Origin of the sequence: Leclercia sp. EC_58 (assembly GCF_019584355.1) — a bacterium.
Taxonomy (GTDB): domain Bacteria; phylum Pseudomonadota; class Gammaproteobacteria; order Enterobacterales; family Enterobacteriaceae; genus Enterobacter.
Genome location: NZ_VDAM01000001.1, coordinates 4,305,286 through 4,326,778, shown reverse-complemented (window position 1 = coordinate 4,326,778; position 21,493 = coordinate 4,305,286). Strand labels below are relative to the sequence as shown.

General features: G+C 58.1%; 20 protein-coding genes. 16 read left to right on the top strand and 4 right to left on the bottom strand.

Annotated elements, in window-relative coordinates:
- Positions 1-115 precede the first annotated feature (115 nt).
- Positions 116-868 (top strand): phospholipid-binding lipoprotein MlaA, encoded by a 753-nt coding sequence (mlaA, locus tag FHC51_RS21070; protein ID WP_103825183.1) that lies wholly within the window; start codon positions 116-118, stop codon positions 866-868.
- A gap of 47 nt (positions 869-915) precedes the next feature.
- On the opposite strand, the gene fadL is transcribed toward mlaA, so the two are convergent.
- The gene (gene fadL / locus FHC51_RS21065; protein WP_197080103.1) at positions 916-2,238 is read right to left on the bottom strand and encodes a long-chain fatty acid transporter FadL; all 1,323 of its coding nucleotides are present in this window, start codon (positions 2,236-2,238) and stop codon (positions 916-918) included.
- A 371-nt stretch (positions 2,239-2,609) separates the two neighbouring features.
- On the opposite strand from fadL, the gene FHC51_RS21060 reads away from it, so the two are divergent.
- From FHC51_RS21060 to sixA, 4 genes are all read left to right on the top strand, one after another.
- Positions 2,610-2,894 carry a YfcZ/YiiS family protein gene (locus FHC51_RS21060; protein ID WP_220436525.1) on the top strand — a complete coding sequence of 95 codons (285 nt, stop codon included), beginning with the start codon at positions 2,610-2,612 and terminating at the stop codon, positions 2,892-2,894.
- Between the two features lie 155 nt (positions 2,895-3,049).
- A complete protein-coding gene (gene fadI, locus FHC51_RS21055) occupies positions 3,050-4,360 on the top strand; it encodes an acetyl-CoA C-acyltransferase FadI (protein ID WP_103825180.1) in 1,311 nt (436 codons plus the stop codon).
- A complete protein-coding gene (gene fadJ / locus FHC51_RS21050) occupies positions 4,360-6,507 on the top strand; it encodes a fatty acid oxidation complex subunit alpha FadJ (RefSeq protein ID WP_220436524.1) in 2,148 nt (715 codons plus the stop codon). The genes fadI and fadJ overlap by 1 nt, the downstream gene beginning before the upstream one ends.
- A gap of 210 nt (positions 6,508-6,717) precedes the next feature.
- Positions 6,718-7,203 carry a phosphohistidine phosphatase SixA gene (gene sixA / locus FHC51_RS21045; RefSeq protein ID WP_103180541.1) on the top strand — a complete coding sequence of 162 codons (486 nt, stop codon included), beginning with the start codon at positions 6,718-6,720 and terminating at the stop codon, positions 7,201-7,203.
- A 45-nt stretch (positions 7,204-7,248) separates the two neighbouring features.
- Here the strand turns inward: sixA and smrB are convergent, their stop codons facing one another.
- Entirely contained in the window at positions 7,249-7,800 is a 552-nt protein-coding gene (smrB, locus tag FHC51_RS21040) for an endonuclease SmrB (protein ID WP_103825178.1), read from the bottom strand.
- A 157-nt stretch (positions 7,801-7,957) separates the two neighbouring features.
- On the opposite strand from smrB, the gene prmB reads away from it, so the two are divergent.
- The 6 genes from prmB (at position 7,958) to FHC51_RS21010 (ending at position 12,527) form a co-directional block, all read left to right on the top strand.
- Complete coding sequence (gene prmB / locus FHC51_RS21035) at positions 7,958-8,890, top strand: 50S ribosomal protein L3 N(5)-glutamine methyltransferase (protein WP_114386029.1); 933 nt, start codon at positions 7,958-7,960, stop codon at positions 8,888-8,890.
- 76 nt (positions 8,891-8,966) lie between these two features.
- Positions 8,967-10,052 (top strand): chorismate synthase, encoded by a 1,086-nt coding sequence (gene aroC, locus FHC51_RS21030; RefSeq protein WP_220436523.1) that lies wholly within the window; start codon positions 8,967-8,969, stop codon positions 10,050-10,052.
- 2 nt (positions 10,053-10,054) lie between these two features.
- Positions 10,055-10,879 (top strand): penicillin-insensitive murein endopeptidase, encoded by an 825-nt coding sequence (gene mepA / locus FHC51_RS21025; RefSeq protein ID WP_114314353.1) that lies wholly within the window; start codon positions 10,055-10,057, stop codon positions 10,877-10,879.
- Positions 10,879-11,688, top strand: coding sequence for a sulfite exporter TauE/SafE family protein (locus FHC51_RS21020; protein ID WP_103180532.1), 810 nt, complete (start codon positions 10,879-10,881; stop codon positions 11,686-11,688). Before mepA ends, FHC51_RS21020 begins: the two co-directional genes overlap by 1 nt.
- Positions 11,688-12,236: an elongation factor P hydroxylase gene (locus FHC51_RS21015; RefSeq protein WP_114314355.1), complete on the top strand. Its 549-nt coding sequence runs from the start codon at positions 11,688-11,690 to the stop codon at positions 12,234-12,236. Before FHC51_RS21020 ends, FHC51_RS21015 begins: the two co-directional genes overlap by 1 nt.
- 9 nt (positions 12,237-12,245) lie before the next feature.
- Entirely contained in the window at positions 12,246-12,527 is a 282-nt protein-coding gene (locus FHC51_RS21010; RefSeq protein ID WP_103825173.1) for a YfcL family protein, read from the top strand.
- A gap of 97 nt (positions 12,528-12,624) precedes the next feature.
- Here the strand turns inward: FHC51_RS21010 and mnmC are convergent, their stop codons facing one another.
- On the bottom strand, positions 12,625-14,628 hold the full coding sequence (mnmC, locus tag FHC51_RS21005; protein WP_220436522.1) for a bifunctional tRNA (5-methylaminomethyl-2-thiouridine)(34)-methyltransferase MnmD/FAD-dependent 5-carboxymethylaminomethyl-2-thiouridine(34) oxidoreductase MnmC: 2,004 nt from the start codon (positions 14,626-14,628) through the stop codon (positions 12,625-12,627).
- A gap of 157 nt (positions 14,629-14,785) precedes the next feature.
- On the opposite strand from mnmC, the gene fabB reads away from it, so the two are divergent.
- Together fabB and FHC51_RS20995 are read left to right on the top strand one after the other, a co-directional pair.
- A complete protein-coding gene (gene fabB, locus FHC51_RS21000; RefSeq protein WP_114386035.1) occupies positions 14,786-16,003 on the top strand; it encodes a beta-ketoacyl-ACP synthase I in 1,218 nt (405 codons plus the stop codon).
- Positions 16,004-16,071: 68 nt separating this feature from the next.
- The gene (locus tag FHC51_RS20995) at positions 16,072-17,250 is read left to right on the top strand and encodes an MFS transporter (protein ID WP_220436521.1); all 1,179 of its coding nucleotides are present in this window, start codon (positions 16,072-16,074) and stop codon (positions 17,248-17,250) included.
- A gap of 90 nt (positions 17,251-17,340) precedes the next feature.
- On the opposite strand, the gene flk is transcribed toward FHC51_RS20995, so the two are convergent.
- Positions 17,341-18,345, bottom strand: a complete 1,005-nt coding sequence (gene flk / locus FHC51_RS20990) for a flagella biosynthesis regulator Flk (RefSeq protein WP_220436520.1) — start codon at positions 18,343-18,345, stop codon at positions 17,341-17,343.
- 114 nt (positions 18,346-18,459) lie between these two features.
- On the opposite strand from flk, the gene pdxB reads away from it, so the two are divergent.
- From pdxB to truA, 3 genes are all read left to right on the top strand, one after another.
- Entirely contained in the window at positions 18,460-19,596 is a 1,137-nt protein-coding gene (pdxB, locus tag FHC51_RS20985; protein ID WP_220436519.1) for a 4-phosphoerythronate dehydrogenase PdxB, read from the top strand.
- Between the two features lie 67 nt (positions 19,597-19,663).
- Positions 19,664-20,677, top strand: coding sequence for an aspartate-semialdehyde dehydrogenase (locus tag FHC51_RS20980; protein ID WP_156239443.1), 1,014 nt, complete (start codon positions 19,664-19,666; stop codon positions 20,675-20,677).
- Entirely contained in the window at positions 20,677-21,489 is an 813-nt protein-coding gene (gene truA / locus FHC51_RS20975; RefSeq protein WP_103180516.1) for a tRNA pseudouridine(38-40) synthase TruA, read from the top strand. Before FHC51_RS20980 ends, truA begins: the two co-directional genes overlap by 1 nt.
- Positions 21,490-21,493 lie beyond the last annotated feature (4 nt).

Genomic DNA, 21,493 nt, shown 5'->3' with positions numbered 1-21,493 from the left:
GGTCGTAGACATCAGTAAACGCGCTGATACAATCACTTACACGTTTACAGACAGAGCGCGAAAGCGCCATGACGGATGGCTTTTGCTGATAGCCATACTTAACAGGGAGAAAGATATGAAACTTCGGCTGTCGGTGGTTGCGTTGAGCACCACGTTGCTGATGGGCTGCGCCAGCTCTGGCGAGCAGCAGGGGCGTTCCGATCCTCTGGAAGGATTTAACCGCACCATGTACAACTTCAACTACAACGTGCTGGATCCGTATGTGGTGCGTCCGGTTGCGGTGGCATGGCGGGATTATGTTCCACAACCTGCCCGTAACGGGCTGAGCAACTTCACCAGCAACCTCGAAGAGCCAGCGGTGATGGCGAACTACTTCCTGCAGGGCGATCCCTATCAGGGGATGGTCCACTTTACCCGCTTCTTCCTGAACACCCTGTTAGGTATGGGTGGCTTTATTGACGTTGCCGGGATGGCGAATCCGAAGCTGCAGCGCGAACAGCCGCACCGTTTCGGTAGTACGCTGGGTCACTACAATGTGGGTTACGGCCCGTATGTGCATCTGCCGTTCTACGGTAGCTTCACATTGCGTGATGACGGCGGTGATATGGTCGATACGCTCTATCCGGTGCTGTCGTGGCTGACCTGGCCGCTGTCGGTGGGTAAATGGACGCTGGAAGGGGTGGAGACGCGCGCGCAACTGCTGGATTCAGACGGTCTGCTGCGTCAGTCTTCCGATCCGTATCTCATGGTGCGTGAAGCGTACTTCCAGAATCACGACTTCATTGCTAACGGCGGTAAGCTGAAACCGGAAGAGAACCCGAACGCGAAAGCGATCGAGAATGAACTCTCCGAGATTGATGCGGAATAAAAAAGAAAAGGTGAGCGCGAGGCTCACCTTTTTTTATCCCTGCGTGATTAGAACGCGTAGTTGAAGTTCATGCCATAGAGCCAGGCTTTACCTTCAGAAGAGAACTCATACGGACCTTCCTGGAACGACACTTTCTGACCATGCATATAAGAGACACCCGCATCAATTGAGGCATCTTTGTTGAATGCATAGGTCGCACCGGCGCTCAGCCAGAAGCGATCCTGATCCGGAATGGAGATAGAGCGTTTGTCTGCCGGAACCGGGCTGTCATCGAAGGCGATACCGGTACGGAACGTCCAGTTATCGTCCATATAGTAGGTGGTACCCAGAGCGATACGGTAAGCGTCACGGAAGCTTTCATCTTTATAGAAGAGCGTATCACCGCCGCTGTTAGTCGCTTTCAGCTCCTGGAACTGGCTCCAGCTCGTGTAGGTCAGGCTATAGTGGATAGCCCATTGCGGCGCGACTCTGTTATAACCGGACAGTTCCCACATCTCAGGTAAATTCAGGGTCAGAGAACCGCCAGTGGTGCGGCCATCCGTCCCCATTGGCAGACCAAAGTTGCCGAGGATCTGGTTATAGGCTGAAGGCAGGCTGCTCTTATAGTCGCCATCGAAATCGATTTTCACTTCAGAGCGGTAGGTCAAGCCATACCGGTTGTTCTTATCGATTTCATACAGAATACCGGCGTTCCAGCCAAAGCCCCACTCATCACCTTTCAGGTAGGCAATCTGGGTATCTCCCTGGATCCCCGCGACCTGTCGTGCCAGAGCCGGAGGTAATGCGCCGGAGCCTGCAACGATGCGACCCAGGTCACCCGCGTAGCGCTCAATTTTCGCTTTCGCATAGACTGCATCAAAGCCAACACCGAAACTCCAGTGATTATCCAGGCGATAAGCACCGCTCAGGTTCAGGTTGAGGGTCTCCAGGTCGGTGGTACCGCCGTATGCCCCTGCTGCGTAGTTGTTATTGAACTCGGTCGCCAGTCCGTAGTTAGAGGTGACGGATGCGCCCCAGCCGAATTGATCATTGATTGGTGCGACAAAGTGCAGGTTTGGCACCCATGCTGTTGGCGCGATGTTATCCGCGTTCAGGCTTGCGCCCGTTGGCGAGCGTCCAGAGATATCCACATCAGGGTCAACAAAGATGGCGCCTGCGGAGAAGGTAGGACGATCAAACATCATGATCAGGGCAGGGTTACGGCTCGCGTTCCCTGCGTCATCAGCGATAGCACCTTCCCCGGAATAGGCGCGGCCCAGGCCTGAGGAAGAGAACTCATTCAACTGAAAGCCCGCTGACCAGGCGGAGGTGGAGACGATTGCCACTGCGACTGCCAGCGCAGTTTTTTTGAACAGGGTTTTCTGGCTCATGACCATAACCTCATTGAGTTATTTTTATTCAATTTTTGTTACATACCGTAACAGGAGCGCGAAGTGTAGGGTCTGTGGTAACACTTAGAAATCAGACCAGTGGCGAGAGTATAGGTCTGACCAGATAGAATGTTGCAAGGGTGTTTATGAATATTTACCGATATGTTTTTCGAAACGGGATCTGGTTGGCAAAATTGTGACCAGTTCGCGTCCTCCTAATGGGTGATTTTTGTTTTAGATCATTTTTACTTGTGATATTGCTCACTTACCCGGTTTAAAGCCATTAACAACTGGAGCCGCTCCCGCCCGGCGCGTAAAATATCAGCATCGTGTTTATCTCGCGCCATGCGCGAATGAAGAGGAAATCTACTATGAGTAAATGCAGTGCTGATGAAACCCCGGTTTGCTGCTGTATGGATGTGGGCACCATTGTGGACAACACGGATTGCACCGCCTCTTACAGCCGTGAGTTTACCTGCCGTGCCGACGCCGAAGAGACGCTGGCCGCACTGACCGAAAAAGCCCGCAGCGTGGAGTCCGAACCGTGCGCAATCAACGCCAACTTCACCGAAGTGGAAGGCGGCGTTCGTCTGGACATCGACTTCGTGTTCAGCTGCGAAGCAGAATCCCTGATTTTTCAACTCGGTCTGCGTTAATCCCTTCCCGCGCCTCCCTTCCGGGAGGCGTTTCGTCTCCTCTCTGTGTGTTCGCTCGCAATTTTTCCTCTCCCCGATTGGCTAATGTAAAAATTTAGTTAAGACTGTTATCAGGTCAGACCACTTTGCGCATTTGTTATTCACAGGGGAGCGTTATGAGTCAGGCATTACCGCTAATCACCCGTCAGGGGGATCGCATTGCCATTGTCAGTGGATTACGCACGCCATTTGCCCGTCAGGCGACGGCGTATCATGGCGTACCTGCCGTCGATCTGGGAAAAATGGTTGTAGGGGAGCTGCTGGCTCGCAGTGAAATCCCACCCGAGGTGATTGAACAGCTGGTCTTTGGCCAGGTCGTGCAAATGCCGGAAGCGCCAAATATCGCCCGTGAAATCGTGCTGGGCACCGGAATGAATGTCCACACCGATGCCTACAGCGTCAGCCGCGCCTGCGCCACCAGCTTTCAGGCAGTGGCGAACGTGGCAGAAAGCCTGATTACCGGCACCATTCGCGCCGGGATAGCCGGGGGCGCAGACTCCTCGTCCGTGTTACCGATTGGCGTCAGCAAAAAGCTCGCGCGCGTGCTGGTAGACGTCAACAAGGCCCGCACCACCGGGCAGCGGCTGTCACTGTTCTCGCGCCTGCGTCTGCGCGATCTCCTTCCTGTTCCGCCTGCGGTCGCGGAATACTCCACCGGGCTGCGAATGGGGGATACCGCCGAGCAGATGGCGAAGACCTATGGCATCACCCGTGAGCAGCAGGATGCCCTGGCGCACCGCTCGCATCAGCGCGCCGCTCAGGCCTGGGCCGAAGGCAAGCTGGCGGAGGAGGTGATGACCGCCTACACCCCACCATTCCGCGAACCGCTAAGCCAGGATAACAATATTCGCGGCACCTCTACGCTGGCGGATTACGCGAAACTGCGTCCGGCATTCGACCGCAAACATGGCACCGTCACGGCGGCGAATAGCACGCCGTTAACCGACGGCGCGGCAGCGGTGATCCTGATGACCGAATCCCGCGCCAGAGAGCTGGGGCTGAAGCCGCTCGGCTATCTGCGCAGCTATGCCTTTACCGCCATTGATGTCTGGCAGGACATGCTGCTGGGGCCTGCCTGGTCCACGCCGCTGGCGCTGGAGCGCGCCGGACTGACGATGGGCGATCTGACGCTCATCGACATGCATGAAGCCTTTGCCGCGCAAACTCTGGCCAACCTGCAACTGCTGGCAAGCGATCGTTTTGCCCGCGATGTGCTGGGCCGCGCCCACGCCACCGGCGAAGTGGACGAAAGCAAATTTAACGTGCTGGGGGGCTCCATTGCGTATGGCCACCCCTTTGCGGCGACCGGGGCGAGGATGATTACCCAGACGCTGCATGAGTTGCGCCGTCGCGGCGGTGGGTTTGGACTGGTCACCGCCTGTGCTGCGGGTGGCCTGGGTGCCGCAATGGTTCTGGAGGCAGAGTAATGGAGATGACAACGGCATTCACCCTGGACGTGCGTCCGGACAACGTGGCGGTCGTCACCATTGACGCCCCAGGCGAAAAGATGAATACCCTGAAAGCGGAGTTTGGCGGTCAGGTTCGCGCTATCCTCAAACAGGTGCGAGAAAACAAAGCCTTGCGCGGGCTGGTGTTTATCTCGGCCAAGCCGGATAACTTTATCGCCGGGGCCGATATCAACATGATTGCCCGCGCTGAAAGCGCCCAGGAAGCGGAAGATTTGGCCCGTCAGGGGCAGCAGATCATGGCCGAAATTCACGCCCTGACCATTCCGGTGATTGCGGCGATCAACGGCGCCTGTCTCGGTGGCGGCCTGGAGCTGGCGCTGGCCTGCCACGGACGAATTTGTACCGACGACGCCAAAACGGTGCTGGGCCTGCCGGAGGTACAGCTTGGCTTACTGCCCGGCTCAGGCGGCACCCAGCGTCTGCCGCGACTGGTGGGCGTCAGCACGGCGCTGGAGATGATCCTCGCCGGCAAACAGCTGCGCCCACGCCAGGCCCTGAAAGTCGGGCTGGTGGATGAGGTGGTTCCGCATTCCATTCTGCTGGAGGCCGCCGTGGCGCGCGCGCTGAAAGGCAAACCCGACAGCCGTCGCTTACCGGTGCGCGAGCGTGTGCTGGCAGGGCCGCTGGGCCGTGCGCTGCTGTTTAAAATGGTGGCGAACAAAACCGAGCAAAAAACCCAGGGCAACTACCCGGCGACAAAACGCATTCTTGAGGTTATTCATACCGGTCTGACCCAGGGTAGCAGCAGCGGCTATGCCGCAGAAGCGAAAGCCTTTGGCGAGCTGGCGATGACGCCGCAGTCTCAGGCGCTGCGCAGCATCTTTTTTGCCAGCACCGACGTGAAGAAAGATCCCGGCAGCGAAGCCGAGCCTGCGCCGCTGGCGTCAATTGGCGTGCTGGGCGGTGGCCTGATGGGGGGCGGGATCGCCTTCGTCAGCGCCAGCAAAGGCAAATTACCGGTGCGGATCAAAGACATCAACCCGAAAGGGATCAACCACGCCCTGCAGTACAGCTGGCAGCTGCTTGATAAAAAGGTCAAACGCCGCCATATCAAAGCCAGCGAGCGCGATCGCCAGCTGGCGCTGATCTCCGGCACCACTGACTACAGCGGATTCCGTCATCGCGATGTGGTGATTGAGGCAGTATTTGAAGACCTGGCGCTGAAACAGCAGATGGTGGCCGAGGTCGAAGCGAACTGTGCGCCGCACACCATATTTGCCTCTAATACCTCCTCATTGCCTATCGGCGATATTGCAGCCCAGGCCGCGCGCCCTGAGCAGGTGATCGGGCTGCATTTCTTTAGTCCGGTTGAAAAAATGCCTCTGGTGGAGGTTATCCCCCATGCCGGAACCAGCCCGCAGACCATCGCCACCGTCGTTAAGCTGGCAAAAATGCAGGGCAAAACGCCGGTGGTGGTGGCTGATAAAGCCGGGTTCTACGTCAACCGCATTCTGGCCCCCTATATCAACGAGGCCATGCGCCTGCTGACCGAAGGCGAAAAGGTCGAGCATATCGATAATGCGCTGGTGAAGTTTGGTTTCCCCGTGGGCCCAATCCAACTTTTGGATGAGGTGGGAATCGATACCGGCACTAAAATTATACCTGTGCTGGAAAGCGCTTACGGCGAACGCTTTAGCGCGCCCGCAAACATTGTTTCTGCAATTTTGAATGACGATCGCAAAGGCAGAAAAAATGGCCGCGGTTTCTATCTTTACGACCCAAAAGGGCGTAAAAGCAAGAAGCGGGTCGACCCGGCGATTTATGGGCTTATTAAGTCTGGCGGCGAGGGCAAACTCTCTGCGACACAGTGCGCGGAACGCTGCGTGATGATGATGCTCAACGAAGCGGCGCGCTGCTTTGATGAGAAGGTCATTAAAAATGCCCGCGATGGCGACATTGGCGCCGTCTTTGGCATTGGTTTCCCACCTTTCCTGGGTGGCCCGTTCCGCTATATGGATAGCGTAGGTGCGGGTGAAGTTGTTGCGATTTTACAACGACTGGCTGTGCAATATGGGCCTCGGTTTACACCGTGTGACACATTATTGCAGATGGCGGATCAGGGGCTGCGATTTTGGCCAGCAAAGGAAACTGACCTTGTAAATTAAGGTCAAATAAGAGTAAATCCGCCGTTGAAGGGTCTGGTCCTGTCTAATTTGTAAACAGACATTGACTATACTTACGCCGTTGAGGTAAAAAACAGCGTTTCATTCAACGGATGGATCAGGCACAATGCCCGGCCATCGGGTTTTCTACCTCGTTATGTGTTCACACGGGGTAATAACACCGGTGATCCTGGTCAACAAAAGCGGTGCAATATGCAAGTTTTTATCATGCGTCACGGTGACGCGGCACTTGATGCTGCCAGTGACTCTGTACGTCCTCTGACGCCTTGCGGCTGTGACGAGTCCCGTCAAATGGCTACCTGGTTGAAAGGGCAAAAAGTGGATATTGAACGTGTCCTCGTCAGCCCGTTCTTACGCGCTGAACAGACGCTGGATGTGGTAGGGGAGTGTATGAACCTGCCAGCCAATGTCGATGTTCTGCCAGAGCTTACCCCGTGTGGCGACGTGGGTCTTGTCAGTGCTTATCTTCAGGCGCTGTGCAATGAAGGTGTCGCCTCTGCGTTGGTAATTTCCCATCTGCCGTTAGTCGGCTATCTGGTGGCTGAACTCTGCCCGGGCGAAACGCCGCCAATGTTCAGCACCTCTGCCATTGCCAACGTTACCCTCTCTGAAACGGGTGCTGGCGTCTTCAACTGGCAGATGAGCCCCTGCAATCTGAAGATGGCGAAAGCTATCTGATGTAAATCGGACCCAGGCGGGTAGCATGAGCCACCCGCCTGCCTCTCAGGGCAGCTCAGGCGGTTGCCACTCTTCCACTTCAATCAACACCAGCAAGGCGGCATCACCGCCATACTCTTTCGGTGCCTGATGAAATGCCATCACGTGTGGATGCTGAGCCAGCCACAGTGGGGTTTGCTGCTTGAGAATATGTTTGCCGTGGCCGTGCATCACGCAGGCACAAAAAACATGTTCGCGACGGCAGGCGGCAATCAGCGCGCCCAGCTCCTGTTTCGCCTGCATCTGGGTAAGCCCGTGCAGATCGAGGAACAGCTCCGGCGAATAATCTCCCCGACGCAGTTTTTTCAGCTCGAAATGGCTGACGTCCGCGCGCACATATTTCACCGCACCTTCCGTGTTCAGCAGCGGCTGAAACTCGTCGGAAAAGTAGTGGCTGGCGTCGGCCTGCTCCTGAATCAGTCGTTTTACCGGAACTTCACTCACTTTTTTGCGCTGCGGGCGGTGGACAATGGTGTCCTGCTTGATTTGACGCGTGCCGGTCATTAGCTGACGAAACAGCGTTTGATCCTCCTCGCTGAGCGATATTTTCTTTTTCATGGGGTCGTCTCATCTCTTATTTCCGACAGTGTACCTGACTCACTGCGCGGCAAAACGCATTTTTTACCCGCAAGCCGTTAGCGACAGTGCTGATTTATCGCCGTCTTCATGGCACACTAGCCGCCGAAAATTTAGCGAGCATGCCCTGGAGAACATAGTGGATAAAATTTTTGTCGATGAAGCGGTAAATGAGCTGCAAACCATTCAGGACATGTTGCGTTGGGCGGTCAGCCGTTTCAGCGCGGCCAATATCTGGTACGGCCATGGTACCGACAACCCGTGGGATGAGGCGGTACAGCTGGTTCTGCCATCCCTCTATCTGCCGCTGGATATTCCTGAAGATATGCGCTCCGCGCGCCTTACCTCCAGCGAAAAACACCGCATTGTTGAGCGCGTGATCCGTCGCGTTAACGAGCGCATTCCGGTGGCCTACCTCACCAACAAAGCCTGGTTCTGCGGCCATGAGTTTTTTGTCGATGAACGCGTGCTGGTGCCGCGCTCGCCGATTGGTGAGCTGATCAACAACCAGTTCGCTGGCCTGATTGACCATCAGCCTGAGCATATCCTGGATATGTGTACCGGCAGCGGCTGCATCGCCATTGCCTGCGCGTACGCCTTCCCGGAAGCGGAAGTGGATGCTGTCGATATCTCCCCTGATGCGCTGGCGGTAGCGGAACACAATATTGAAGAGCACGGTCTGATCCATCACGTCACGCCGATCCGTTCCGATCTGTTCCGTGACCTGCCAAAAGTGCAGTACGACCTGATTGTGACCAATCCGCCGTACGTTGACGCAGAAGACATGTCAGACCTGCCAAACGAATACCGTCACGAGCCAGAGCTGGGCCTGGCTTCCGGCTCCGACGGCCTGAAGCTGACCCGCCGCATTCTGGCCTGCGCGCCAGATTATCTCACCGACAACGGCATTCTGATTTGTGAAGTCGGTAACAGCATGGTACATCTGATGGAGCAATATCCGGATGTGCCGTTCACCTGGCTCGAGTTCGACAACGGTGGCGACGGCGTCTTCATGCTGACCAAAGCGCAGCTTCTCGCCGCGCGCGAACATTTCAGCATCTACAAAGATTAATCCAACGGGCTTCGGCCCGTTTCACATTGCGCAAACACAGAAAGCTCAAATACAGAACAACGAAAACGGAGCCGTGATGGCAGGAAACAGTATTGGACAATTATTCCGTGTGACGACGTTTGGTGAGTCCCACGGGCTGGCGCTGGGCTGTATCGTTGATGGCGTACCGCCAGGTATCGAACTGACTGAAGCCGATTTACAGCACGATCTCGACCGACGCCGTCCAGGCACGTCACGTTACACCACCCAGCGCCGCGAGCCGGATCAAGTCAAAATTCTGTCAGGCGTCTTTGAAGGACGCACCACCGGCACCAGCATCGGCCTGTTGATTGAGAATACCGATCAGCGTTCCCAGGACTACGGTGCCATTAAGGATGTGTTCCGTCCGGGTCACGCCGATTACACCTACGAGCAGAAATATGGTTTCCGCGACTATCGCGGCGGCGGACGCTCCTCCGCCCGTGAAACCGCCATGCGCGTCGCGGCAGGGGCCATTGCCAAAAAATACCTCGCACAGAAGTTTGGCATCACCATTCGCGGCTGCCTGACCCAGATGGGCGATATCCCGCTGGCGATCGCCGACTGGGAGCAGGTTGAACAGAACCCGTTCTTCTGCGCTGACGCCTCGAAGCTGGAAGCGCTCGATGAACTGATGCGCGCCCTGAAGAAAGAGGGCGACTCCATTGGCGCCAAAGTCACCGTGGTGGCTGACGGCGTACCGCCGGGCTGGGGCGAGCCGGTCTTTGACCGCCTCGATGCTGATATCGCCCATGCGATGATGAGCATCAATGCGGTAAAAGGGGTGGAGATTGGCGACGGTTTTGACGTGGTTCAGCTTCGTGGCAGCCAGAACCGGGACGAGATCACAGCCCAGGGCTTCCAGAGCAATCACGCGGGCGGTATTTTAGGCGGCATCAGCAGCGGTCAGCAGATTATCGCCAACATCGCGCTGAAACCGACCTCCAGCATTACCGTGCCGGGCCACACCATTAACCGCTCTGGTGAAGAAGTTGAGATGATCACCAAAGGACGTCACGATCCCTGCGTCGGGATCCGCGCAGTGCCGATCGCCGAAGCAATGCTGGCGATCGTTCTGATGGATCACTTCTTGCGCCATCGCGCGCAGAATGCGGATGTGACGACCACCATTCCACGCTGGTAACCATGAAAAAAACCGCAATTGCTCTGCTGGCGCTGCTTGCCAGTGGAGCCGCTCTGGCGGCAACGCCATGGCAAAAAATCACCCACCCGATCGCGGGCAGCGCCCAGTCAATTGGGGCGTTCTCTAATGGCTGTATCGTTGGTGCGCAGGAACTTCCTCTGCAGTCGGATACGTATCAGGTGATGCGTACCGACCAGCGCCGCTACTTCGGCCACCCGGACCTGGTGCTGTTTATTCAGCGACTGGGTAACCAGGTGCATAACCTGGGACTCGGCACGGTGCTGGTGGGCGATATGGGGATGCCGGCAGGCGGACGCTTTAACGGCGGCCACGCCAGCCACCAGACCGGGCTGGATGTCGATATCTTCCTCCAGCTGCCGAAAACGCGCTGGTCATCTTCGCAACTGCTGAAGCCGCAGGCGCTCGATCTGGTTTCCAGCGATGGCAAGCGGGTGGTGCCGTCGCGCTGGTCGCCAGAGGTCTCCAGCATGATCAAGCTGGCGGCGGAAGATAACGACGTCACACGTATCTTCGTTAACCCGGCCATCAAGCAGCAGCTATGCGAAGATGCCGGAACCGACCGCGACTGGCTGCGTAAAGTGCGGCCGTGGTTCCAGCACCGCGCGCACATGCACGTGCGCCTGCGATGCCCGGCGAACAGCCTCGAGTGTGAAGATCAACCGTTACCGCCGCCAGGCGATGGCTGCGGCGCGGAATTACAAAGCTGGTTTGAGCCAGCGAAACCTGGACCCACCAAGCCTGTGAAGAAGACACCGCCTCCGTTGCCGCCTTCCTGTCAGGCGCTACTGGATGAGCATGCCCTGTGATGGACCAATTTGCTGAGTTGTTTATGGTGTCGCCGCTGATGCTGGTGGCGCTGTTTTTTATCGCCATGCTGGCCGGGTTTATTGATGCCCTGGCCGGTGGCGGCGGGTTACTGACGGTTCCGGCCCTGCTGGCGGCGGGCATGAGCCCGGCCCAGGCGCTGGCGACCAACAAATTGCAGGCGTGTGGCGGATCGTTATCCGCCTCGCTCTATTTTATCCGCCGCAAGGTGGTGAGCCTGGCCGATCAGAAGCTCAACATCCTGATGACCTTTATTGGATCGACCAGCGGGGCGCTGCTGGTTCAGCATGTGCAGTCCGATATTTTGCGCCAGATTTTGCCGATTCTCGTCATCTGCATTGGTCTCTATTTTTTACTGATGCCGAAACTGGGTGAAGAGGACAGGCAGCGCCGCCTGCACGGTCTGCCATTTGCCCTGATCGCGGGCGGCTGCGTCGGCTTTTACGACGGCTTCTTCGGGCCCGGGGCCGGGTCGTTTTACGCCCTGGCGTTTGTCACGCTGGCTGGTTTCAACCTCGCCAAATCCACCGCCCATGCGAAAGTGCTGAACGCCACCTCTAACGTCGGTGGTCTGCTGCTCTTTATCATCGGCGGGAAGGTGATTTGGGCGACCGGCTTCGTAATGATGGCCGGACAATTTCTGGGCGCGCGGGCAGGTTCGCGCCTGGTGTTAAGCAAAGGGCAACAGCTTATCCGTCCGATGATTGTCATTGTCTCGGCCGTGATGAGTGCCAAACTTCTTTATGACAGCCACGGACAGGAGATCCTCCACTGGTTGGGGATGAACTAATGAACAGTACGCATAAATACGAACAGCTGATTGAGATTTTCGACGGCTGCTTCGCACAAGATTTTAATACCCGTCTGATTAAAGGCGACGACGAACCGATCTATCTTCCTGCTGATGCAGAGCTACCGTACAACCGGATCGTCTTTGCCCACGGCTTTTACGCCAGTGCGCTGCACGAAATATCCCATTGGTGCATTGCCGGTAAAGCGCGCCGCGAGCTGGTGGACTTTGGCTACTGGTACTGCCCGGACGGGCGTGACGCTGCGACCCAGGGGCAGTTTGAAGATGTGGAAGTGAAACCCCAGGCGCTGGAATGGCTCTTCTGCGTGGCGGCAGGATTTCCGTTCAACGTCAGCTGCGACAATCTCGAAGGCGACTTCGAGCCAGACCGTATTGTCTTCCAGCGCCGCGTGCACGCGCAGGTGATGGAGTATCTTGAGAAAGGCATCCCGGAACGTCCGGCGCGCTTGATCAAGGCTTTACAGAATTATTACCACACGCCGGACATCACGGCGGAACACTTCCCGTGGCCGGAAGATCTTAACTGAGGAAAGAAGATGATCGCAGAATTTGAATCACGCATTCTGGCGTTAATTGATGACATGGTGGAGCACGCCAGTGACGATGAACTGTTTGCCAGCGGTTATCTGCGTGGTCACCTGACGCTGGCCGTCGCCGAACTGGAAGCCGGTGACGACCACTCTGCGGACGCGGTGCATGCTGAAGTCTCCCGCAGCCTGGAAAAAGCGATTCTGGCCGGCGAACTCTCTCCGCGCGACCAGTCATTAGTGCTGGGGATGTGGGAAACCTTGTTTCAGAAAGCCAGCCTGACGTCATAAGTTAGCGCCAGGACATGTAGGCCGGGCAAGCGGATGCGCCGCCCGGCGTTAAAACGGCTCCTCTGCCAGACGCCCGGTGGCGCTAAGCTTACCGGGCCTACGATTTCACCATCTTCCCCTTCAACAACTTCCTCACCCATAACCGGTTCGGATTGAGAGCGGCCAGCGTGTGGCTGTCCAGTGGAATCGGCTCGTTACTCATCTGGGCGGCAAGAACCTCCGCCGTCAGCGGCGCCGTACAGAGCCCGCGGGAGCCCAGCCCGCCCAGCATAAACAGATTCCGGAACGCCGGGGCGCTGACCGCCTGGGATGTGTTGCTGGCGAGATCCTGATAAGCCGTCAGCGTGGCTTCATAGTCCGGTACCGCCCCGGTCATCGGCAGATGATCGCGGGTGGCGCAGCGAATGCCGTTGCGCGCCTCGCCTGCGCTGACATCCACCTCACGCGCCCATGCCGCCTGCGGCAAACAGTCGAGCAGACGCTGGCGATTATGCTGCTGGTCCTCATCGCTGTACTGCGGCTCGGTCTGCCCGCGATGATAGCTTGCGCCGATGCAGTGCTGGCCGTTGGCCGGATTTTGTGGCGTCAGATACCCGTCGTAGCAGAGCACCTGACGTAGCTGGCTCAGCTGCGGTGCCGCCGGGATATGGCTCACCTGGCCACCCACCGGGTAGACCGGCAGTGGTGCAGTCTGGCTAAACTGGCTGATGCCGTGTCCATTCGCCAGCACCACGCTGCCATGCTGCGCCTGCTCACCGTCGGCAAACTGCAACATCCACCGGGCGTCGGTCTGCGCCAGCGACGTCACCTTGCGGCCATAGTGCACCTGCAGGCCCAGAGTTTGCGCCAGCGCGATCGCCGCCGCGGTAAGCTGCGCCGGGCACAGCCAGCCGCCGAGCGGATACTGGATCCCGCCGCAGCCGGTGGGCACCCCGGTGCTCTCTTCCACCTGACGGGCGTTGACCGCCACCGCGATCTGCTCGGGCAGGCCCAGAGCGAGCATATGGTCAATTTTCTGCTGACTCTTCTCATCCCAGCCAAGCTGAGTCACGCCGCACCAGGCATGATCAAAGGCCACCGGCAGGGTGTCGTACAGGCGGCGGGCAAAGGTGAACGCCGCCGGGAAAAACTGGCTCAGCGCAGCATCGTGGGCGCTAAGCAGGGGATAGAGCGCCCCCTGACGATTGCCGGAGGCACCCGCTGCCGGAGCGTCGTCGGCACAGTAGAGCGTCACCTGCCAGCCACGGCGCAGCAGCGCCAGCGACAGCAACGCGCTGGCAATCCCGCCGCCCACTACGGCGGTTTCGCGCCCGTCGCTGGCCGGACGGGCAAACCACGGGGTGCGGGCAGGGGAGGGGCGGTCCTGCTCCATCACCCCAACGAGCATTTCGCGCTTGCGGCCAAAGCCCTTGGTTTTTTTCATGGTAAAGCCTGCTTCCTGCAGGCCGCGACGGACAAACCCGGCGCAGGTAAAGGTGGCGAGCGTCCCACCGGGCCGCGCCAGACGCGCCATGGCGGCAAACAACTCTGGGGTCCACATATCCGGGTTTTTGGCCGGGGCAAAACCGTCGAGGAACCAGGCGTCAACCTGCTGGTTCAGGGAATCATCCAGCTTGTCGGTGAGTTCGTTAATATCCCCCAGCCAGATATCGAGCGTGACGCGCCCGCCGTCCAGCAGCAGGCGATGACAGCCTGCGATAGGCAGTGGCCACTGGGCCTGAAGCTGTTCCGCCCAGGGGGCTAATTCCGGCCAGTGCTGATGCGCCAGACGGAGATCGTCGGCGGCCAGCGGGTATTTCTCAAAACTGATGAAATGTAACCTTTGCAGCGTAGCGTCAGGGTGCGCCGCACGAAAGCGATCGAACGCTTGCCAGAGGGTGAGGAAATTCAACCCGGTGCCAAATCCGCTCTCCGCCACCACAAAGAGATCGCGGGGATGCAGCAGAAAACGGGAATTCAGCTGATTTCCTTCGAGGAAAACATAACGTGTCTCTTCCAGTCCGTTATCATTAGAGAAGTAGACATCGTCAAAATCTCGGGAAACAGGTGTACCCTCAGCGTTGAATTCGAGGTTGGCGGGTTGTATAGCGTTTTGTTTCACGTAAGTTACTCGTCTGACAGGCTGTGCCGCGATCTTAACGATGTGCGTCTGATGGTGCAAATTTCCGCAGAAAATGGCTGATCGGACTTGTTCGGCGTACAAGTGTACGCTATTGTGCGACTCGAAACTTAAATAGTGCGACTTACAGAGGTATTGAATGAAACGTGCAGTGATTACTGGCTTGGGCATCGTTTCCAGCATCGGTAATAACCAGCAGGAAGTCCTGGCATCTCTGCGTGAAGGACGCTCCGGGATCACCTTCTCTGAAGAGTTTAAAGATTCCGGCATGCGTAGCCACGTATGGGGTAATGTAAAACTGGACACCACGGGCATGATCGATCGCAAAGTGGTCCGTTTCATGAACGATGCCTCCATCTACGCCTATCTCTCTATGCAGGAAGCGATTGCTGACGCTGGCCTGAGCGAAGAGGTTTATCAAAACAACCCGCGTGTAGGTCTGATTGCTGGCTCCGGCGGCTCTTCTAAAGCGCAGGTGTTTGGTGCGGACGCGATGCGTAGCCCGCGCGGCCTGAAAGCGGTCGGTCCATACGTGGTGACCAAAGCGATGGGTTCAGCGGTTTCCGCTTGTCTGGCGACCCCATTCAAAATCCACGGCGTAAACTACTCCATCAGCTCCGCTTGCGCGACCTCCGCTCACTGTATCGGTAACGCAGTAGAGCAGATCCAGCTGGGTAAACAGGACATCGTATTTGCTGGCGGCGGCGAAGAGCTGGGCTGGGAAATGGCCTGTGAATTCGATGCGATGGGTGCTCTGTCCACCAAATACAACGAATGCCCGGAAAAAGCCTCCCGTACCTATGATGCAAGCCGTGACGGCTTTGTTATCGCAGGCGGCGGCGGTATGGTCGTGGTGGAAGAGCTGGAACACGCTCTGGCCCGCGGTGCGCACATCTATGCTGAAATTGTTGGCTACGGCGCAACCTCTGACGGCGCAGACATGGTGGCTCCATCAGGCGAAGGTGCAGTGCGCTGCATGAAGATGGCGATGCACGGCGTTGATACCCCAATCGACTACCTGAACTCCCACGGTACCTCTACTCCGGTAGGCGACGTAAAAGAGCTGGGTGCTATCCGTGAAGTGTTCGGCGACAACAGCCCGGCTATCTCCGCTACCAAAGCCATGACCGGTCACTCCCTGGGTGCGGCTGGCGTGCAGGAAGCGATCTACTCTCTGCTGATGCTGGAAAACGGCTTTATCGCGCCGAGCATCAACATTGAAGAGATGGACGAGCAGGCTGCAGGTCTGAACATCGTCACTGCGACAACCGAGCGTGAACTGACTACCGTTATGTCCAACAGCTTCGGTTTCGGCGGCACCAATGCCACGCTGGTGATGCGTAAGCTGAAAGCATAAGCGTTTGAATGTATAGTAGAAGGGAGCCTGATGGCTCCCTTTTTTTATGCCTGAACATGGAGTTATGCATGACGGCCGTTACCAAAGATAAAAACGCCGCTTCCGGCAACGTCTCGCTGTTCCGTATCGCCTTTGCGGTATTCCTCACCTATATGACCGTCGGCCTGCCATTGCCGGTGATCCCGCTGTTTGTGCACCAGGAGCTGGGCTATGGCAACACCATGGTCGGCATCGCCGTGGGTATTCAGTTTTTAGCCACGGTGTTAACCCGCGGCTATGCCGGACGGCTGGCGGATCAGCACGGCGCAAAACGCTCGGCATTGCAGGGCATGTTCGCCTGCGCACTGGCGGGTGGCGCATGGTTACTGGCCGCGCTGCTGCCGGTGGAGGCGGCCTATAAATTCGCGCTGCTGGTGGTAGGGCGCTTAATACTCGGTTTTGGTGAAAGTCAGCTCCTGACCGGCACCCTCACCTGGGGGATGGGGCTGGTCGGGCCCGCGCGCTCCGGCAAAGTGATGTCGTGGAACGGGATGGCTATCTATGGTGCGCTGGCTGCGGGTGCACCGCTGGGTCTTTTGATGAACAGTCAGTTTGGCTTTGCGGCGCTGGCCGCCACCACCATGGCGCTGCCGCTGCTGGCCTGGGCGTTTAACGGCACGGTGCGTAAAGTTCCGGCCCATAAAGGCGAACGTCCCTCTCTGTGGAGCGTGGTGGGGCAGATCTGGCAGCCAGGTCTGGGCCTTGCGCTGCAGGGCGTAGGCTTCGCGGTGATTGGCACCTTCGTCTCGCTCTACTTTATGAGCCGCGGCTGGGCGATGGCCGGGTTTACGCTTACCGCTTTTGTCGGCGCGTTTGTCCTGATGCGGGTGCTGTTCGGCTGGATGCCGGATCGTTATGGTGGCGTAAAGGTAGCGGTGGCGTCGCTGGTCATTGAAACCGTGGGTCTGGTGTTGCTCTGGCAGGCGCCGACCGCGCCGGTAGCACTGCTGGGGGCAGCCCTGACCGGCTGCGGCTGTTCGCTGATCTTCCCGGCGCTGGGTGTTGAGGTGGTTAAACGCGTTGCCCCACAGGTGCGGGGCACGGCGCTGGGAGGCTACGCCGCCTTTCAGGATATCTCATACGGCGTGACCGGGCCGCTGGCGGGGCTGTTAGCCACCTCGTTTGGCTATCCGTCGGTCTTCCTGGCGGGAGCCGTTTCAGCGGTGGTTGGGATTGTGGTGACGCTGGTGGCGTTTCGGAAATCTTAGCGGTTTGTTGCCGGGTGGCGGCTACGCCTTACCCGGCCTACAGGTTGTGTTTTTGTAGGCCCGGTAAGCGTAGCGCCACCGGGCAAAACATCAGGCGACCAGCCAGAAAATCGCCAGCGCAATGATTAACGCGATCAACATCAGGCCTGGACGGGCAGACAGCGTTCTGAAGGTTTCCACTACCGGGGCAAAGAGCGGACTGTAGATCGGCTGGATATTGCGCACTTCCGTCACGCCAGCTTCACGCTCGGTGCGGCGGACGAAGATCTCGTTGAGCAGATCCTGTACCTGGGCGGTGGTCAGCACCGTCTGCGGCGTCGCCTGCCAGTTCTGTCGGGCATAGTCCTGAATGCTGTCCCACTCCTGGGCCTCCAGCGGCTGCTTCAGCGCGGCCTGCAGAGTATGCAGCGTGGGCGCACTCTGGGTGCTCAGCGTCTGGCGTGCCTGCAGCCAGGTGGCAAGATGGGTAAACTGCCTGGCCGGGATTAACTCTCCCGCTTTCACCCCCGACAGTTCCAGCATCGACTGCCAGATGAGCTTGGTTGGCTCGCCCGTGGCGGCGGCAAGTTTGGTCACCATCTGCTTCAGCGTATTGTGTTCGGCAGGCAGCAGCGGGCGCTCCGTGGCCGGGCGCTGCTGTGGCTGCGGAATATTAAGCTGATTATTTTGCAGCAGCGTCAGCACCGTTTTGAGCTGATTGGGCGTCAGCTGGTTCAGGGCGGTCTGGCCATACTGCTGGCGAATAAAATCGCTGGCCGCCTGGCGGTTATTGCCCTGAGTCAGCAGCTCCGTCAGCTGGGAGACCATCTGCCGGGTGGTGTGGTTTTGCTGGGCGGTGTTCAGGCGCTGGTTGAGGTTTTGCTCCGCAGCAGGGAAGTGGCGCGACAGCATGGGCGCATCACTCTTTAATCCCAGATCGTGTTTCACTCCGGCCCACACCTCCGCACTCTGCTGCGACGTCAGGGCGATTAACCGGGTGATCAGACGTTCCAGTACAGTGCGTTGCTGTGTGGAGAGGGGCTGTTCGCCCGCGACGTGGGATGGACGCGGGCCATCACCCGGAGGTTGTGGCGGCGTACCTGAAATGGGCTGCATCGGCAAAAAATCCTTAAAGTCGTTACTCATCGTTAACCAGGTTTACGTATATGCCTGGCGGCCAGATTATGGCACACTTGACAGGTTTTCTTCCTCTCAAACAGGTACTCAGACGTGAAAATCCTCGTTGATGAAAATATGCCTTACGCCCGCGAGCTGTTCAGCCGCCTGGGTGAGGTTAAGGCCGTTCCTGGACGTCCCATTCCGCTCGCCGAGCTGGATGATGCCGACGCGCTGATGGTGCGCTCAGTGACCAAAGTGAATGAGGCGCTGCTGTCTGGCAAAGGGATCAAATTTGTCGGCACGGCAACCGCAGGAACCGATCATGTGGATGACGCGTGGCTGAAGCAGGCCGGGATTGGCTTTTCCGCCGCACCGGGCTGTAACGCTATTGCCGTCGTGGAGTATGTTTTTTCCTCTTTGCTGATGCTGGCCGAGCGTGATGGGTTTAGCCTGGCCGATCGCACCGTAGGCATTGTCGGGGTCGGTAACGTCGGCAGCCGCCTGCAAAAGCGCCTTGAGGCGTTAGGTATCCGCATGCTGCTGTGCGATCCGCCCCGCGCTGACCGTGGCGATGAAGGGGATTTCCGCAGCCTGGATGAGCTAGTGGCCGAGTGTGACGTGCTCACCTTCCATACGCCGCTGTTTAAAGACGGGCCGTATAAAACGCGCCATCTGGCAGACGACGCTCTGATTAGCCGCCTGAAGCCGGGCACCATCCTGATTAATGCCTGCCGTGGCCCGGTGGTGGATAACGCGGCCCTGCTGCAGCGCCTGGAAGCGGGTCAGGATCTGAGCGTGGTGCTGGATGTGTGGGAGCCAGAGCCGGATCTCAACGTGGCCCTGCTGGACAAAGTGGATATCGGTACCGCGCATATCGCGGGTTACACCCTCGAAGGTAAAGCCCGCGGCACCACCCAGGTGTTTGAGGCGTACAGCGCCTTTATCGGTAAATCCCAGCAGGTGGCGCTGGATACCCTGCTGCCAACCCCGGATTTTGGCCGCATCACCCTGCACGGCCCGCTGGATCAGGGAACGCTGAAAAGGCTGGTGCATTTAGTGTATGATGTGCGCCGCGATGACGCGCTGCTGCGAAAAGTAGCGGGTATACCGGGTGAGTTTGACAAGCTGCGTAAACATTACGTTGAGCGCCGCGAATGGTCCTCTCTGTATGTGATGTGTGATGATCCTGCTGCGGCGTCGCTGCTGCATAAGCTGGGTTTCAACGCCGTTCATCACCCGGTTCGTTAATGTCTTCTTAATGCTCCCTGGCGGATACCCCGCCAGGGACGCTTTTTTATTTCTGGAGTAAACCACCATGTCTGAAGGCTGGAACATTGCCATACTGGGCGCAACGGGCGCCGTGGGCGAAGCCCTGCTCGAAACCCTTGCTGAGCGTCAGTTCCCGGTGGGCGACATCTATGCCCTGGCGCGTAATGAGAGCGCGGGCGAGCACCTGCGTTTTGCGGGTAAATCCGTCATGGTTCAGGATGCGGCTGAGTTCGACTGGACCCAGGCGCAGCTGGCCTTTTTCGCGGCCGGGGTCGACGCCTCCGCAGCATATATTGAAGAGGCCACCAACGCGGGCTGTCTGGTCATTGATTTGAGCGGCCTGTTTGCCCTTGAGCCGGACGTGCCGCTGGTGGTGCCGGAGGTGAACCCCTTCGTGCTGGCCGACTATCGCAACCGTAACATCATCGCCGTCCCGGACAGCCTGACCAGCCAGCTGCTTAGCGCCCTGAAACCGCTCATCGACGAAGGTGGCTTGTCCCGTATCGCCGTAACCAGCCTGATGTCAGTCTCTGCCCGCGGTAAAAAAGCGGTGGATGCCCTGGCGGGGCAGAGCGCGAAGCTCCTGAACGGTATTCCGGTGGACGAAGAGGATTTCTTTGGCCGTCAGCTGGCGTTCAACATGCTGCCCTTGCTGCCGGATCGCGAAGGCAGCGTGCGCGAAGAGCGCCGTATCATCGATGAAGTGCGTAAGATCCTGCAGGACGACGGGCTGATGATCTCCGCCAACTGCGTGCAGTCCCCGGTGTTTTACGGCCATGCCCAGATGGTGAGCTTTGAAGCCATGCGTCCGCTGGCAGCGGAAGAGGCGCGCGATGCCTTTGGCCGCGGTGAAGATATTGAGCTGTCTGAAGAGAGCGAATTCCCGACCCAGGTGGGCGACGCAACGGGCAACGCGCGTCTCTCCATTGGCTGTGTACGTAACGATTACGGTATGCCGGAGCAGATCCAGTTCTGGTCGGTCGCCGATAACGTGCGTTTCGGCGGCGCGCTGATGGCGGTGAAAATCGCTGAAAAACTGGTGCAGGAGTATCTCTACTGATGTCTGAAGTGGAGCAAAAGCCCGTTCATAAGATTGCCCTCGGTATTGAGTACGATGGCAGTAAATATTATGGCTGGCAGCGTCAGAATGAGGTGCGCAGCGTCCAGGAAAAGCTGGAAAAAGCGCTCTCTCAGGTGGCGAATGAGCCCATCAATGTCCTGTGCGCGGGGCGTACCGACGCCGGTGTCCATGGTACGGGGCAGGTGGTGCATTTTGAAACCACCGCAGTGCGTAAAGATGCGGCCTGGACGCTGGGGGTAAATGCGAATTTGCCTGGTGACATCGCGGTACGTTGGGTCAAAAATGTGCCGGATGATTTTCATGCTCGGTTCAGCGCCACCGCGCGCCGCTACCGCTACATCATCTATAACCAGCGCCTTCGCCCGGCGGTGTTGGGCCAGGGCGTCACCCATTTTTACGAGCCGCTGGATGCCGATCGCATGCATCGCGCGGCGCAGGCGCTGATTGGCGAAAACGACTTCACCTCGTTCCGTGCCGTACAGTGCCAGTCTCGCACGCCTTGGCGCAACGTGATGCACATTAACGTCAGTCGGCATGGCGCGTATGTGGTGGTGGACATCAAAGCGAATGCCTTTGTTCATCATATGGTCAGGAATATTACAGGCAGCCTGATGGAAGTAGGCGCCGGACACCAGCCGGAGAGCTGGATTGCAGAGTTGCTGGCGGCGAAGGACAGAACGCTGGCGGCAGCAACGGCGAAAGCGGAAGGGCTCTATCTGGTCTCGGTCGATTACCCGGATCGGTTTGACCTTCCAAAACCGCCAATGGGCCCGCTTTTCTTAGCGGACTGATAGC